Consider the following 13,439-nt stretch of genomic DNA (forward strand, 5'->3'; position numbering starts at 1 on the left):
GGCGACGGAGGGGGAGGACGCCCGCAACTGTTGGGATGTCCTCCCCCGCCGTCAGGCGGCGCCTGCCACCTCCCCCTGGCGGGGGAGGATTATCCGATCCATCCTACCCTCTCAGATCGCGCACGATGCGTGCATGCTCCCCGCGACCCAGCGGGTTCATCGCCATCAGCAAGCACGACAGCGCCAGGAAGCCCAGCGGCACCAGCGCGATCGTCATGCGCATCGCGGTGAGCGTCGCACCGCTCTGCGCGACATTGGCGACATAGCCCGCATTCTCGAATCCGATGCCGATGATCGCAGTGGCGATCCCGATCGCCACCCGCTGCAGCAGCGCCGCCATCCCGAACACCGCGCCCTCGACGCGCAGGCCGCTGCGTTGCTCGCCATATTCGATCGTGTTGGGCAGCATCGCCCAGAAGACGAAGTTGAGGCCGACGATCATCGCCTGCATCGCCATCAGATAGGCCTGCATCACCCCGGCACGGTGGATGTCGAACGCCGCGAACAGCGCGAGGCCCATCATTGCCCCCGCCGCGGCGAGGAACCACAGCGCGCGCGTTCCCAGCCGCTGCTGCAGCAGCATCCATAACGGCACCGAAACCGCGCTGACCACGCTCATCGACGCCAGCGCCAGTTGCCCGCCGCCCTCGTCTCCCAGGAAATATTTGAAATAATAGAGCACCGACTTGTTGAGGATCGTCACGGCGACGATCATCGCCACCATCGCAAGGTTGAGCGTCACGAAGGCGCGGTTGCCCGCGATCGCCTTGAGCGCCGCCCATACCGGCACCGGTTCGCGCCGCTCCGGCACGTCGGCCTCGCGATAGGTGAGGCCGATCCACGCCAGGATCGCGGCCCCCGCGACCGCGAACAGCAGCGCGGCGCCAAGATAGGCGTCCGCCGCCGTCTTCGTCCCCAGCAGCATCGCCCCGACCGGCACCGTCCCCAGCGCCACCACCACCGCCGCCAGCGTGCCCGACAGCATCCGCACCCCGGCCACATAGGCACGGTCGCGGCTGTCCGCGCTCACCCGCGCGCTCATCGCCAGATAGGGCAGGTTGATGAAGGCATAGGCGGTGCGGAACGCGATATGCCCCGCGAACACGCCGACCATCCCCCACCAGCCCGGCAGCGCGGGGGGCAGCCAGGCGAGCACAAAGCCCAGCCCCAGCGGCACGCCGCCGATCGCGACCAGCCGCCCCAGCCCGCCCCTGGGCTCGCGCCGGTCGGCGAGCAGCCCGGCGGCGAAATTCGCGAACCCGTCCCACACCGATGCGATCATGAAGATCGTTGCCGCAGCGCGCACCGGCAGCCCGAGCGCGTCGGTATAATAGAACAGCAGGAAGAGCATCGCGCTCTGCCAGTAGAGATTGAACGCGAAGTCCCCGAACGCGAACAGGGTCAGCCGCACGCGGGAAGGGCGGGCAGGGGTCGCCGGATGTATCACGATCGCGCCGCTGCCGTTGAGAAACGGCTTCGTTCAATCCTCTTCGCCAGCTCCAACGTCTCAGCCTTTCTTCGTCACCCACGCTTTCGCGGGGATGACAAGACGAATCGATCTCTAAGGTTGGGGAACTCATATTCCAGCTTCGTCATCCCCGCGAAGGCGGGGATCCATTATCGCCAACGATGCGGCTCGATCTGCTGGGTCAGCCAGAATGGATCTCCGCCTTCGACCTTTGGTCGAAGTTTATCCTGAGCGCCTGCCTTGCAGGCAGCCGAAGGGCGGGGATGACGAATACAGCTGAACCGATCCCACCGATCAGCGACCTGGACGGGTCTCACCCTACCGCGATGCCCTGCTACTCCGCCGCCAGCAGCGACTCCGCCCCGCCAAGATCGACCGACACCAGCCGGCTGACGCCGCGCTCGACCATCGTCACGCCGAACAATCGGTGCATCCGGCTCATCGTCGCGGCATTGTGCGTGACGATCAGGTAACGGGTCGCGGTCTCGCGCGTCATCGCTTCGAGCAGGTCGCAGAACCGCTCGATATTGGCATCGTCGAGCGGCGCGTCGACTTCGTCGAGCACGCAGATCGGCGCCGGATTGGTCAGGAACAGCGCGAAGATCAGCGCCACCGCGGTCAGCGCCTGCTCGCCGCCCGAGAGCAGCGTCAGCGACTGCAGCTTCTTGCCCGGCGGCTGCGCCATGATCTCGAGGCCCGCCTCGAGCGGATCGTCCGAATCGACCAGCTCGAGATGCGCCTGCCCGCCGTTGAACAGCGTCGTGAACAGCCGCCGGAAATGCTGGTCGACCGCCTCGAACGCCGCGAGCAGCCGCTGACGGCCCTCGCGGTTGAGCGTGCCGATGCTCCCGCGCAGCCGGTGCACCGCCTGGATCAGCTCGTCGCGCTCCCTTGCGCTGGCTTCGGCGCTGGCGGTCAGCTCGGCCAGCTCGCTTTCCGCGACCAGGTTGACCGGTCCGATCCGCTCGCGCTCGGCGATCAGCCGGTCGTGCGCGGCCGATTCGTCCTGCGGCCCGCGCACCTCGTTCTCGGTGAAACCGGCGCGCTCGGGCAGCAGCGGCGGCGGGCATTCAAAGCGCTCGCCCGACAGCCGCCCCATCTCGATCCGGCGCATCTCCTGATTCTCGTGCCGTGCCACGGCACCCGCCCGGCCCTCGCGCGCTTCGGCCAGTGCCTCTCCGGCGGCGCGCACCGCGCCTTCGGTGCCGCGCAACGCGGTTTCCGCCTCGCGCTCGGCCAATTGCGCCGCGGCGCTCTCGATCCGCGCTTCCTCGTTCGCCTTCTCCGCGCGCAGGATCGCTTCGTCGAGCTGCGCGGGCTTGTCCTTGAGCGCCTCGGCGGCCTGGGTCAGCTCTACGGCGCGCGCGTCCATCTCGGCGATACGCTTCGCCGCTTCTCCGGCCCGCGCGCGCCAGCTCCTGCTCTCGGCAATCGAAGCGGCCAGCCGCTCGCGTGCCGCCGCCAGCTCGCGTTCCAGATTGCCGCGTTCGGCGCGGGCATTGGCGGCCGCGTTGCGCTTCGCCTCGGCCTCGGCGGTCAGCGCCGCCACTTTGGCGCGCGTCGCGCTCCCGTCGGGCAGCGCCGCACGCGCCGCTTCCGCGCGCCCGAGCTCGCCGCCGGCTTCCTCCAGCTCGGCCGCTGTGCGCGCACGCCGCGCCTCGAGATCGGCGCGCTGCCCGTCGAGCCGCTCGAGCGCCGCCGCCGCGCGATCCTCGGCTCGCGCCGCCACGCGCACCGCTGGCTCGCTATGATCGAGCAGCCTTTTGCATTCGGCCGCTGCGCGCCGCGCCTCGGCGATGTCGCCGTCGATTCGCGTCAGCTCGGCTTCGGCGGCGTCGACCGCGCGCACCGCCGCGGGCCGGGCCTTGTCGATCGCGCGCAGCCGGTTGACGCGCTCGAGCCGTTCCGCCGCGGCCGCGCCGCCGCTTCTGGCGACATAGCCGTCCCAGCGCCGCAGCACGCCTGCCAGCGTCACCAGCCGCTGCCCCACCGCCAGCGGCTGCCCCTCGTCGCGCTCCGCGACCAGCACCTGCGCCAGCCGCCGCGCGAGCAGCGCGGGTGCCTCGACATGCCGCGCCAGCGGCGTCGTGCCGGGCACTGCGCCGGGGTCGGCCTTCAATGCTTCGGCGCCGGCCCAATGCCGCTCGTCCCCGGGGTCGAGCCCAGCCTCCAGATCGTCGCCCAGCGCCGCCGCCAGCGCGCGCTCATAGCCCGGATCGACCTTGAGCTTGTCGAGCAGCCGGTCCTTGCCGCTCGGCCGGGTCGCCTTGGCCAGCGCCGCCGCTTCGCTGTCGAGCTGCGCCAGCTCGGCATGCGCGCCCGCCCGCGCGGTTTGCGCCCGCGTCCGCGCCTCGATCGCCCCGCGCTCGGTCGCGTCGGCGCGGGCAAGGCCGGTGCGCGCGGTCTCGGCCTGGCGCTCGGCCCGGGCCTTGTCGTCCGCAGCTTTGGCCCGCGCTTCCTTGAGCGGGGCGGGGTCGCCCAGCGCGTGAATCTCGGCCGCAACGCGGGAAACTTCGCGTTCGGCACGTTCCACTCGCGCCTTCGCGGCGGAGAATGCCGCTTCGGCGACGCGAGTCTCCGCAGTCTCGCTTGCCTGCGCGGAAAGAGACTGGGCCAAACCAACTTCGGCGTCTCTCGATTCTCCTTCCGCTCTCGCCAGCGCGGACTCGAGCGACGGCATCCGCCCCTCCGCATCCTTGATCCGAACCTCGAGCGCCCTGGCCTCTTCCTCCAGCCGCGCCAGCGCCTCGGCGGCGTCGCGCGCGAGCGCCCCTTCGCGCCCCTTGTCCGCCTCCAGCCGCGCCGCGCTCTCGCCCAGTTCGGCGATTCGCCGCTCGACGCTCGCCCGCTCGCTGCGCAGCCCGGCCAGCGCGTGCATCGCCTCGCTCGCCCGGTCGCGCACCGCCAGCGCCGCCGCCCGCGCCGAGGCCAGCTTTTCCGCCATTTCCTGCTGCGCCGCGAGCGCCGTTTCCTGCTTCGCGGTCCGCTCGGCGACCAGCGCCTCGGCCGCGGCCGCCTCCTTCTTGGCGGCATCCGCTGCCGCCGCCGCCTCGCGCCAGCGCGCGAAGATCATCCGCCCCTCCGCGGTGCGGATGCGGTCGGAAAGCTCGCGATAGCGCTCGGCCTGCCGCGCCTGCCGCTTGAGCGCGGACGCCCGCGCCTCCTGATCCCCGATCACCTCATCCAGCCGGACGAGATTGGCCTCGGTCGCGCGCAATTTCTGCTCGGCGTCCTTGCGCCGGACGTGCAGGCCGGAGATGCCCGCCGCTTCCTCGAGCATCTGGCGCCGCTCGCCGGGCTTGGCCTGGATGATCGCGCCGATCCGCCCCTGGCTCACCAGCGCGGGCGAGTGTGCGCCGGTGGCGGAGTCGGCGAACAGCAGCGCCACGTCCTTCGCCCGCACGTCGCGCCCGTTGATGCGATAGGCCGATCCCGCGCCGCGCTCGATCCGGCGGACGACCTCCAGCTCCCCGTCATCCTCGCCGCCGGCTTGTTCGGCCAAGATCGAGACCTCGGCGAAGTCGCGCTGCGGACGCGTCGCGGTGCCCGCGAAGATCACATCCTCCATCCCCGCGCCGCGCATCGACTTGGCGCTGTTCTCGCCCATCGTCCAGCGCAGCGCCTCGAGCAGGTTGGATTTGCCGCAGCCGTTCGGCCCGACGATCCCCGTCAGCCCGGGCTCGATGCGCAGGTCGGCAGGGTCGACGAAGCTCTTGAACCCCGTGAGGCGGAGCCGCTTGATCTGCATCGTCCGGCCCCGCCCCCGCGGCCCGCGATCAGGCGCCGGCGGCCTTCAGCGCCGCTTCGACCTGCGGCCAGGTGCCGGTGTTCTCGAGCACCTTGCCGTTGAGGATGAAGGTCGGCGTGCCCGGGATGTTATATTCCTTCTGGGCGGCCTCGTTGCCCTTCACCAGCGCATCGATCGCACCCTGATCGGCCAGACACTGGCGCGCCTGCGCCTCGGGCACGCCGCGCTGCTGGACGAAGGCGAGATAGCCGAACTTCTCGGCCAATGCCGCGGTGCGCTGCGCCGGCGACATCGCCTCGACCTGCTGGATGAAGGGGTCACCCTCCTTCGGGCCATTCTGCAGGATCGTGTGCTGCTCCTCGTACATCTGGTCCATGATCGCGAAGAACGGGCCAGGGCCCGCGCACTGGCCGAGCAGCGCCGCGCCCAGATCGATCGGGTTGAGCAGGAAGTCGCGGAACTCGAAGCTCACCTTGCCCGCCGCGATATAGGCCTTGAGCGGCTCCATGCCGGTGTTGGCGAAGGCGGCGCAATGGCCGCAGGTGCGTGATCCATATTCGATCAGCTTGATCGGCGCATCGGGGTTGCCCATGCGGAAGCCGCCCTCGGCGGTCTTCTCGACCTTGTCGGTCCACTGCGTGCCTGCTGGCGCGGCCGTGCCCGCCACCGGCGCGGCGGGCGTGGTGGTGTTGCCGGCTTCGCCGCCGCCGCCGCAGCCCGCCAGGATCATCGCGGACGCCAGGCCAATCGCAATACGCATCAGTTTCTCTCTCCGTTCGAAACTTGGTTCAGCGCGCGCCCGCGGCGCGCAGTTCGGGTTGAAGGGCGGCCCAGTCGCTGCCGGCGACGGCCTTCCCGTTGACGGTGAAGCTCGGCGTGCCCTGGATCACGGCCCATGCCGCCTTGGTCATCGCGGTCAGCTTGTCGAGGTCGCCGGGCGCCGCGAAGCAGCGGTCGATCGCCCCCGCGGACATGCCGCGCTTCTGCATCAGCGCCGACAGGCCCGAACCGCTTGCGGCTGCCTTGATCCGGGCCAGCTCCGGCTGCTCCTGAATGCGTGCGCCGTTGGCCTGCCACCACGTCTTGCCCTGCTCGAACCAGCTCTCCTGCGCGGCGAAGATCGCCTGGGTGGCGCCGCTGAATCCCTTGGGGCCGGTGCAACGCGCGAGCAGCGATGCGGCCATGTCGAGCGGATCGCGCACGGCGTGGCGGAATTCGACCCGCACCTGCCCGCGGCGGACCAGATCGTCATGGAGTGGCGCCTTCGACTCGGCGACGAAATGCGCGCAATGCGGGCAGGTATAGCTCAGATACTCGACCAGCCTGACCTTGGCGGCGGGGTTGCCGGTCAGGATCGCCCCCGATTTGGTCTGCACGACGTGCGTGCGCCAGTCGCGGGCCTGCGGCGCCTTGGCCGCGGGTTTCGCCTGCTGCGCGGGGGCCGTGGCGGTGAGCAGCGGAACTGCGAACAGGGCGAGGGACAGGCGGAAAAGGCGCATCAGTCGATCTTTCCAAGCTTGAGCACCGGCATCGCGACCCCAGCAGCAAGGCCTTCGAGCACCGCGCGCAATTCCGGATCGGCGATGCCGCGCAGGCTTTCGCCCATCTCGACCGGCACCGGTGCGGGCTCGGGCTTGGGTGCGGGGGCCGGCGCGCGCGCGACCTCGCCCTGCCGGATCGCGACGCGGGCGACCGCGGGATAGCCGAAGAAGCGGTTCACGCGCTCCATGATCTCCGGCGCGATATGCATCATCATCGGCGCATGCGCGCCCTGCACCACCAGGTTGAGCACGCCATTGGCGCGCTCACCGCGGGGAAAGCGGATCGATTCGGGGGCGGACACGCCGGCATAGCGCTCGCCGACGATCTCGCTCCAGCGCCGCACCACCGCGCTCTGAACGAAGCCGAACTTGCGGAACGCGACACGGCCGACATCGGGCACCAGCTCGGCCACCGGGCGGAGGCGGTTGCTGCGTTTCGGCTCTTCGGTCGTGGCGCGCGGCTTACTCATCGCGTCAGTCCATGCCATAGCCGGGGCGTGCCCGACAACGCTTCTCGCGATATCGCCGACCCGCTGCTCGCCTGGTACGATGCCAATGCCCGCATCCTGCCGTGGCGCGCGCCGCCGGGAAGCCCGCCGCCCGACCCCTATCGCGTGTGGCTGTCGGAGGTGATGCTCCAGCAGACCCAGGTCGCTACGGTGATCCCCTATTTCGAGAAGTTCACGGCCCGCTGGCCCGATTTCGCGAGCCTCGCCGCAGTCGACGATGCCGATCTGATGAGCGCCTGGGCGGGGCTGGGCTATTATGCCCGCGCCCGCAACCTGCTCGCCGCCGCGCGCGCCGTCGCGAGCGAGCATGGCGGCGATCTCCCGCGGTCCGAAGCCGAGCTGCGCCAACTCCCGGGCTTCGGCGCCTATACCGCGGCGGCGGTCGCGGCGATCGCTTTCGATCAGCGGGCGGTGGTCGTCGATGGCAATGTCGAGCGTGTCGTCACGCGCTTGTTCGCGGTGACCGACCCGCTGCCGGGTGCGAAGCCGCGCATCCGCGATCTCACCGACTCGATTACCCCCGATCTGCGCGCCGGAGATTTCGCACAGGCGATGATGGATCTGGGTGCGACGATCTGCACGCCGCGCGCGCCCAGATGCCTGCTCTGCCCGCTGGCCGGCCGTTGCGACGCGCGTGCCGCGGGAACGCCCGAGGCCTTTCCGGTCAAGGCGCCGAAAAAGGCGCGGCCGTTGCGCTACGGCACTTTCTTCTGGGTCGAGCGCGACGGAAGGGTGCTGCTGGTTCGCCGCCCGGCAAAGGGGCTGCTCGGCGGTATGCGCGCGCTTCCCACCGGCCCCTGGGCCGAGTCTCCCCCGGCGCTCTCGGCTGTGCCCTTCGCCGCCGGCTGGACGCTGCGCAACGTCACGGTGCGGCACGTCTTCACCCATTTCGAGCTGGTTGCCGCGCTTGCGACTGCAACGATCGGCAGTCACATAGACATCGCATATGAATCCGCGGACGGCGAATGGTGGCCGATTGCCGATCTCGAATCGGCTGGGCTCCCGACCCTGTTCGCCAAGGCGGTGAAGGCGATTAGGAGAAGCGAATGAAGCGGTTCTGGCTGGCTGGCGGCGTTGCGGCGCTTGCGATCGCCGCGGTTTCGGGTGCCACCGCGTTCGGGCAGGTTGCCACCTCACCGCCCCCTCGGGACGCGGCGGCCGCCACCAATGCCGTTCCGGCGCTGACCCGTGCCTATGTCGCCGACAGGAAGGCGCCGGGCATCGTCGTCGCCTATGCCAAGGGGAACCGGCCGCCGCTCTTCGCTGCCGCGGGTGCGATCGCCGATGGCGCGGACGCCGCGAAGGCCGGCCCCGATTCGCTGTGGCGGGTCTATTCGATGACCAAGCCGATCACCGGCATCGCCGCGATGATGCTGATCGAGGACGGGAAGCTGAAGCTCGACCAGCCGGTCAGCGACTTCATTCCCGGCTTCAAGTCGATGAAGGTGCTGACTGATCCGGCGAACAGCCTTGCCGCCCGCCCGGCGGCGCGGCCGGTGACGATACGTCACCTGCTCACCCATACCGCCGGCCTCGGCTACACCATCGTGACCAAGGGGCCGCTGCTTCAGGAATATGAGCGGCTGGGGATCGTGCCTGCCGCGCTCAACCCGGGCGTCGAGCCCAATCTGCGCAAGGTGCGGCCGGGTTCGCTCAAGGAATTCGCCGATCGCGTGGCGACGCTGCCGCTGATCGCCGATCCGGGGACCAAGTGGAGCTATTCGATCAGCCTCGACGTGCTCGCGCGCGTGGTCGAGGTCGCCGGCGGGATGCCGTTCGAGCAGTTCGTGCAGACCCGGCTGTTCGCCCCGCTCAAGATGACGTCGAGCTATTGGAGCGTGCCCCCAAGCGAGACCGGCCGCCTCGCGACCAACTATCTGTGGACCGGCGAGAACCGGATTCCCATCGATCCCGGCGAGGGGTCGGTCTTCGCCGCGCCGCCGTCCTTCCCTTATGGCGGCGCCGGGCTGGTGATGTCGGCGCGCGACTATGATCGCTTCCTCGGCATGCTGGTGAGCGAGGGCGCGCTCGACGGGGTGCGGGTGATGAAGCCTGAAACGGTGCGGCTCGCCATGTCGAACCTGTTGCCCGCGGGAGTCGTGTTCGATCGCGCGCCGGGCGGCAGCGGCGGCGATACCGCGCCGAAGATGGGGTTCGGCGCGGGCGGCTCGGTCTATCTCGAAGGAGTGCCGGGCGGGCCGGGCAAGGGCACCTATGGCTGGGGTGGTGCGGCGGGCACGATCGCCTGGGTCGATCCCACGAACAAGATCCGCGCGACGGTGATGGTCAATTACTTCCCCAGCGACAAATGGCCGCTGCGCGCCGACGCGGTCAAAGCCGTCTATGCCGATCTGGGGTTTTGATGCAGCTTGAGGTCGGCTTCACTGGCGCGGTGCTGGACCGTGCGGATCGGGAGCGCAACAACCCGGACGCGCTGGCCGCAGCGCTCGGCGACTGGCGCGCGCGGCTGCTCAAGCTCGACGGGCTGGAGCCGGAGATCGACGGCGCGGGGCAGCTGGTCTGGACCAGCCTTGCCGACCTGCCCGAAGGCAGCGAGCCGCTGTTCCTCGGCTATGTCGCCGGCAAGCCGCATTTCGCGCCCTTGGCGATGGACGAGCGGCACGGCGTCGCGCGATCGCCGGCGCTGTTCCGGATGCTGGGCCTGATGCCCGCCGATCAGGCGGGGCTCTATGCCTGCGCGCGCAGCCTGGTCGACTGGCACCAGCGCCACGGCTTCTGCCCTGCATGCGGCACCACGACCGAGCTGTTTCGCGCCGGCTGGGCGCGGCGCTGCCCTTCTTGCGCCGCCGAGCATTTCCCGCGCACCGATCCGGTAGTGATCATGCTCGCCGAGCATGACGGGCGCGCATTGCTGGGGCGGCAGGCGGCGTGGCCTGCGGGGCGCTATTCGGCGCTGGCCGGTTTCGTCGAGGTCGGCGAATCGATCGAGGAAGCGGTGGCGCGCGAGACGCTGGAAGAGGCCGGCGTCGTTGTGCGCGATGTTCGCTATGTTGCCAGCCAGCCTTGGCCGTTCCCGTCTTCGCTGATGATCGCTTGCATCGCGCAGGCGGAGGGCGATTCGCTGACCCTGGATGCGGACGAGCTCGAGGATGCGATCTGGGTGACGCGGGACGAGGTCCGGGCGGCGCTCGACGGGCACCCGGATGCCGGTTTCGGCGCGCCGCCGCGCTACGCCATCGCGCACACGCTGTTGCGCGCCTGGATCGGGGAAGGCTAGAATCGTTTTCAGTCAAGCGGCGCGGGCCGGTGCCGTTTCAGCGAAGCTGAAAACGACCCTAGCCCGCCTGGATCAGCTCGATCGTCTCGCTTTCCCCGATGCCGAAATAGGGGATGCTCGCAGCATAGAGGGCGAGACCGGCCAGGATCGCGAAGGTCAGCAGGATGCCGATCGCCCGGCCGGGCTTCCATCCGTCCATGCCGAAGGGGTGGAGAATCCGCGCGACCACGAACAGCGCGGCCACCCACCACAGCCAGTCCACCGTGCCCACCGCCAGCTCGATCAGCGCGATCAGGATCACCACGAGCGGCGCATATTCCGCGAAATTGAGCTGCGCGCGCATCCGGGCGATCAGCTTGGGGCTGCCGCCGTCACCGATCGAGATCTTCTCCGATCGCCGCACCATGCCGACCCGCAGCGCAAGCCACAGGTTGAGGATTGCGCAGGCGGCGGTGGTGGCGAGCGCCACGGGCAGGATGATCGCGTCCATCGGTATCGGTTCCCCCTTTTGACCGCCATGCGGTGCCACGCCGCGCGCCGCCTTGCAACTTGGCCGGAAATCGGTATAGGCGCTCGCTCGCTTCGCGACAGGCCTGACCGGCGGTCCGGCGAGTGCCGGGACCACGGCGCTTGCCCGTTCCCCGCGCCAAGCGTATCGCGATCCAGTTTTTTGACGACACGAATCCAAGAAGGTTGCCGAAATGGCCGTCCCCAAGAGAAAAGTTTCGCCGAGCCGCCGCGGCATGCGCCGGTCGCACGACGCGCTGAAGGTCGAGGCGTTCCAGGAATGCCCGAACTGCGGTGAACTCAAGCGCCCCCACGTGCTGTGCGGCGCCTGCGGCCACTATAACGGCCGCGAAATCGTCTCGGTCGAGGGCTGAACTCGAACAACGGGGGCCGTCAGCCATGACCTCAAGCGCGCGGATCGCTGTCGATGCGATGGGCGGCGACGAGGGGTTGGCGGTCATGCTCGCCGGAGTCGCACGCGCGCGGCGCCGGTTCGAGGGGATGCGCTTCCTGCTGGTGGGTGATGAGGCCGCGATTCGCGAGGGCCTCAAGTCGCACCCCAACCTGACTGCGGCGTCGGAAATCGTCCACGCGCCGGAAATCGTCACCGCCGAGGAAAAGCCGAGCCAGGCGATTCGCCGCGCCAAGGTGACCTCAATGGGCGTCGCCATCGATCTGGTGAAGAAGGGCGAGGCTGCCGCCGCCGTGTCGTCGGGCAATACCGGCGCGCTGATGGCGATGTCGAAGCTCGCGCTGCGCACCATGCCCGGGATCGATCGGCCCGCGCTCGCTGCGCGCATGCCGACGCTCGGCGCCAACGACGTGGTGATGCTGGATCTCGGCGCCAACACCGAGGTCGACAGCCGCAACCTCATCCAGTTCGCGGTGATGGGCGCCGCCTATGCGCGCACCGTGCTCGATCTGCAGGCGCCGCGCGTCGCGCTGCTCAACATCGGCACCGAAGAGCTCAAGGGCACCGACATCATTCGCGACGCTGCGCAGCAATTGCGTGCCGCGACTCACCTGCCGCTCAACTTCACCGGGTTCATCGAGGGCAATGCCCTGTCGCGCGGCGATGTCGATGTGATCGTATGCGACGGCTTCGCCGGCAACATCGCGCTCAAGACGGTCGAGGGCACGGCACGCTTCGTCGCCGATCTGCTGCGCCGCGCCTTTTCCAGCTCGACCCGCTCCAAGATCGGCTTTCTGATCTCGCGCCCGGCGACCGAGCTGCTGCGCCATCATCTCGACCCCAACAACCACAATGGCGCGGTCTTTCTCGGTCTCAATGGCATCGTGGTGAAGAGCCATGGCAGCGCCAACGAGCTTGGGGTCGATACCGCGATCGGGGTTGCGGCAAAGATGGTGCGTGACGATCTGACGCGCCGGATCGCCGAGGATCTGGGTAATTTCGAGGCCCAAGCTGCATGACTGAGTTGGTGCGCCGCGCCGTGATTACCGGAACCGGATCGGCCCTGCCGCCGCGCCGGGTGTCGAATGCCGAGCTGGCGGAGCAAGTGGATACCAGCGACGAATGGATCGTCGAGCGGACCGGAATCCGGTTCCGCCACATTGCCGCCGAGGGTGAGACCACCGCGACGCTCGCGACCGACGCGGCGAGAGCCGCACTGGCGGCCGCCGGGGTGGATGCGTCGGCGATCGACCTGATCGTGCTGGCGACCGCGACCCCCGACCAGACCTTTCCCGCCAGCGCGACCAAGGTGCAGGCGGCGCTCGGGATCAATGACTGCGTCGCATTCGATGTCGCTGCGGTGTGCTCGGGCTTCCTCTATGCGCTGCAGGTGGCGGAGAGCATGATCCGCGCGGGCAGCGCACATAAGGCATTGGTGATCGGCGCCGAGACCTTCAGCCGCATCCTTGACTGGGAAGATCGCGCGACCTGTGTGCTGTTCGGCGACGGCGCCGGCGCGATCGTGCTTGAGGCGCAGGAGACCGCGGCGGCGGGTGGCCGTGGCGTGCTGGCGACCAAGCTGCACGCCGACGGGCGCCACAACCAGCTGCTCTATGTCGATGGCGGCCCTTCGACCACCGGCACGGTCGGCAAGCTGCGGATGAAGGGCAAGGAAGTGTTCCGCCATGCGGTGGTCAATCTCGCCAGCGTGATGGGCGAGAGCCTCGCGGCAGCGGGGCTGGAGGCGGGAGATGTCGATTGGGTAGTACCCCATCAGGCGAATGCCCGCATCCTCGATGCGACCGCGAAGAAGCTGGGCCTTGCACCCGAGAAGGTGATCGTCACCGTCGACCAGCATGCCAATACCTCGGCGGCGTCGGTGCCCCTCGCACTGGACGCTGCGGTGCGCGACGGGCGCATCAAGCGGGGCGACCTGCTGGTCCTCGAAGCGATGGGCGGCGGCTTTACCTGGGGCGCATCGGTCGTCCGGTTCTGACACAGCCGCCGCCGCGCCGC

General features: G+C 69.5%; 12 protein-coding genes. 6 read left to right on the forward strand and 6 right to left on the reverse strand.

What is annotated here, in order from left to right:
- Positions 1-103: 103 nt before the first annotated feature.
- From VGD28_RS16200 to VGD28_RS16220, 5 genes are all read right to left on the reverse strand, one after another.
- Positions 104-1,447: a glycoside-pentoside-hexuronide (GPH):cation symporter gene (locus tag VGD28_RS16200; protein WP_331029390.1), complete on the reverse strand. Its 1,344-nt coding sequence runs from the start codon at positions 1,445-1,447 to the stop codon at positions 104-106.
- A 355-nt stretch (positions 1,448-1,802) separates the two neighbouring features.
- Positions 1,803-5,216 carry a chromosome segregation protein SMC gene (gene smc, locus VGD28_RS16205; RefSeq protein ID WP_331029391.1) on the reverse strand — a complete coding sequence of 1,138 codons (3,414 nt, stop codon included), beginning with the start codon at positions 5,214-5,216 and terminating at the stop codon, positions 1,803-1,805.
- A gap of 28 nt (positions 5,217-5,244) precedes the next feature.
- Positions 5,245-5,976 carry a thioredoxin domain-containing protein gene (locus tag VGD28_RS16210; RefSeq protein ID WP_331029392.1) on the reverse strand — a complete coding sequence of 244 codons (732 nt, stop codon included), beginning with the start codon at positions 5,974-5,976 and terminating at the stop codon, positions 5,245-5,247.
- Between the two features lie 28 nt (positions 5,977-6,004).
- On the reverse strand, positions 6,005-6,715 hold the full coding sequence (locus tag VGD28_RS16215) for a DsbA family protein (RefSeq protein WP_331029393.1): 711 nt from the start codon (positions 6,713-6,715) through the stop codon (positions 6,005-6,007).
- The gene (locus tag VGD28_RS16220; RefSeq protein WP_331029394.1) at positions 6,715-7,227 is read right to left on the reverse strand and encodes a DUF721 domain-containing protein; all 513 of its coding nucleotides are present in this window, start codon (positions 7,225-7,227) and stop codon (positions 6,715-6,717) included. The genes VGD28_RS16215 and VGD28_RS16220 overlap by 1 nt, the downstream gene beginning before the upstream one ends.
- Before the next feature lie 27 nt (positions 7,228-7,254).
- Here VGD28_RS16220 and mutY point away from each other — a divergent pair, with 27 nt between their 5' ends.
- The 3 genes from mutY to nudC are packed head-to-tail and all read left to right on the forward strand — an operon-like array spanning position 7,255 to position 10,504.
- Positions 7,255-8,316 carry an A/G-specific adenine glycosylase gene (gene mutY / locus VGD28_RS16225; protein ID WP_331029395.1) on the forward strand — a complete coding sequence of 354 codons (1,062 nt, stop codon included), beginning with the start codon at positions 7,255-7,257 and terminating at the stop codon, positions 8,314-8,316.
- On the forward strand, positions 8,313-9,629 hold the full coding sequence (locus VGD28_RS16230; protein ID WP_331029396.1) for a serine hydrolase domain-containing protein: 1,317 nt from the start codon (positions 8,313-8,315) through the stop codon (positions 9,627-9,629). Before mutY ends, VGD28_RS16230 begins: the two co-directional genes overlap by 4 nt.
- Positions 9,629-10,504, forward strand: a complete 876-nt coding sequence (nudC, locus tag VGD28_RS16235) for an NAD(+) diphosphatase (RefSeq protein ID WP_331029397.1) — start codon at positions 9,629-9,631, stop codon at positions 10,502-10,504. Before VGD28_RS16230 ends, nudC begins: the two co-directional genes overlap by 1 nt.
- Positions 10,505-10,562: 58 nt before the next feature.
- Here nudC and VGD28_RS16240 read toward each other — a convergent pair whose 3' ends face one another.
- Positions 10,563-10,994: an MAPEG family protein gene (locus VGD28_RS16240; protein ID WP_331029398.1), complete on the reverse strand. Its 432-nt coding sequence runs from the start codon at positions 10,992-10,994 to the stop codon at positions 10,563-10,565.
- A 211-nt stretch (positions 10,995-11,205) separates the two neighbouring features.
- On the opposite strand from VGD28_RS16240, the gene rpmF reads away from it, so the two are divergent.
- From rpmF to VGD28_RS16255, 3 genes are read left to right on the forward strand one after another with little or no spacing between them, the layout of a single operon-like run.
- Positions 11,206-11,385 carry a 50S ribosomal protein L32 gene (gene rpmF / locus VGD28_RS16245; RefSeq protein ID WP_066572698.1) on the forward strand — a complete coding sequence of 60 codons (180 nt, stop codon included), beginning with the start codon at positions 11,206-11,208 and terminating at the stop codon, positions 11,383-11,385.
- A 25-nt stretch (positions 11,386-11,410) separates the two neighbouring features.
- A complete protein-coding gene (gene plsX, locus VGD28_RS16250) occupies positions 11,411-12,442 on the forward strand; it encodes a phosphate acyltransferase PlsX (protein WP_331029399.1) in 1,032 nt (343 codons plus the stop codon).
- Complete coding sequence (locus tag VGD28_RS16255; protein ID WP_414714514.1) at positions 12,439-13,419, forward strand: beta-ketoacyl-ACP synthase III; 981 nt, start codon at positions 12,439-12,441, stop codon at positions 13,417-13,419. The genes plsX and VGD28_RS16255 overlap by 4 nt, the downstream gene beginning before the upstream one ends.
- The last annotated feature ends 20 nt before the right edge of the window (positions 13,420-13,439 follow it).

This window comes from Sphingomonas sp. (assembly GCF_036402235.1).
Lineage (GTDB): Bacteria > Pseudomonadota > Alphaproteobacteria > Sphingomonadales > Sphingomonadaceae > Sphingomonas.

Bases quoted from the DNA above. Each gene is read 5' to 3' on its own strand.
- smc (WP_331029391.1), bottom strand. From the start codon at position 5,216: ATGCAGATCAAGCGGCTCCGCCTCACGGGGTTCAAGAGCTTCGTCGAC.
- rpmF (WP_066572698.1), top strand. From the start codon at position 11,206: ATGGCCGTCCCCAAGAGAAAAGTTTCGCCGAGCCGCCGCGGCATGCGC.
- nudC (WP_331029397.1), top strand. From the start codon at position 9,629: ATGCAGCTTGAGGTCGGCTTCACTGGCGCGGTGCTGGACCGTGCGGAT.
- VGD28_RS16240 (WP_331029398.1), bottom strand. From the start codon at position 10,994: ATGGACGCGATCATCCTGCCCGTGGCGCTCGCCACCACCGCCGCCTGC.
- VGD28_RS16255 (WP_414714514.1), top strand. From the start codon at position 12,439: ATGACTGAGTTGGTGCGCCGCGCCGTGATTACCGGAACCGGATCGGCC.
- plsX (WP_331029399.1), top strand. From the start codon at position 11,411: ATGACCTCAAGCGCGCGGATCGCTGTCGATGCGATGGGCGGCGACGAG.
- VGD28_RS16210 (WP_331029392.1), bottom strand. From the start codon at position 5,976: ATGCGTATTGCGATTGGCCTGGCGTCCGCGATGATCCTGGCGGGCTGC.
- VGD28_RS16220 (WP_331029394.1), bottom strand. From the start codon at position 7,227: ATGAGTAAGCCGCGCGCCACGACCGAAGAGCCGAAACGCAGCAACCGC.
- VGD28_RS16215 (WP_331029393.1), bottom strand. From the start codon at position 6,715: ATGCGCCTTTTCCGCCTGTCCCTCGCCCTGTTCGCAGTTCCGCTGCTC.
- VGD28_RS16230 (WP_331029396.1), top strand. From the start codon at position 8,313: ATGAAGCGGTTCTGGCTGGCTGGCGGCGTTGCGGCGCTTGCGATCGCC.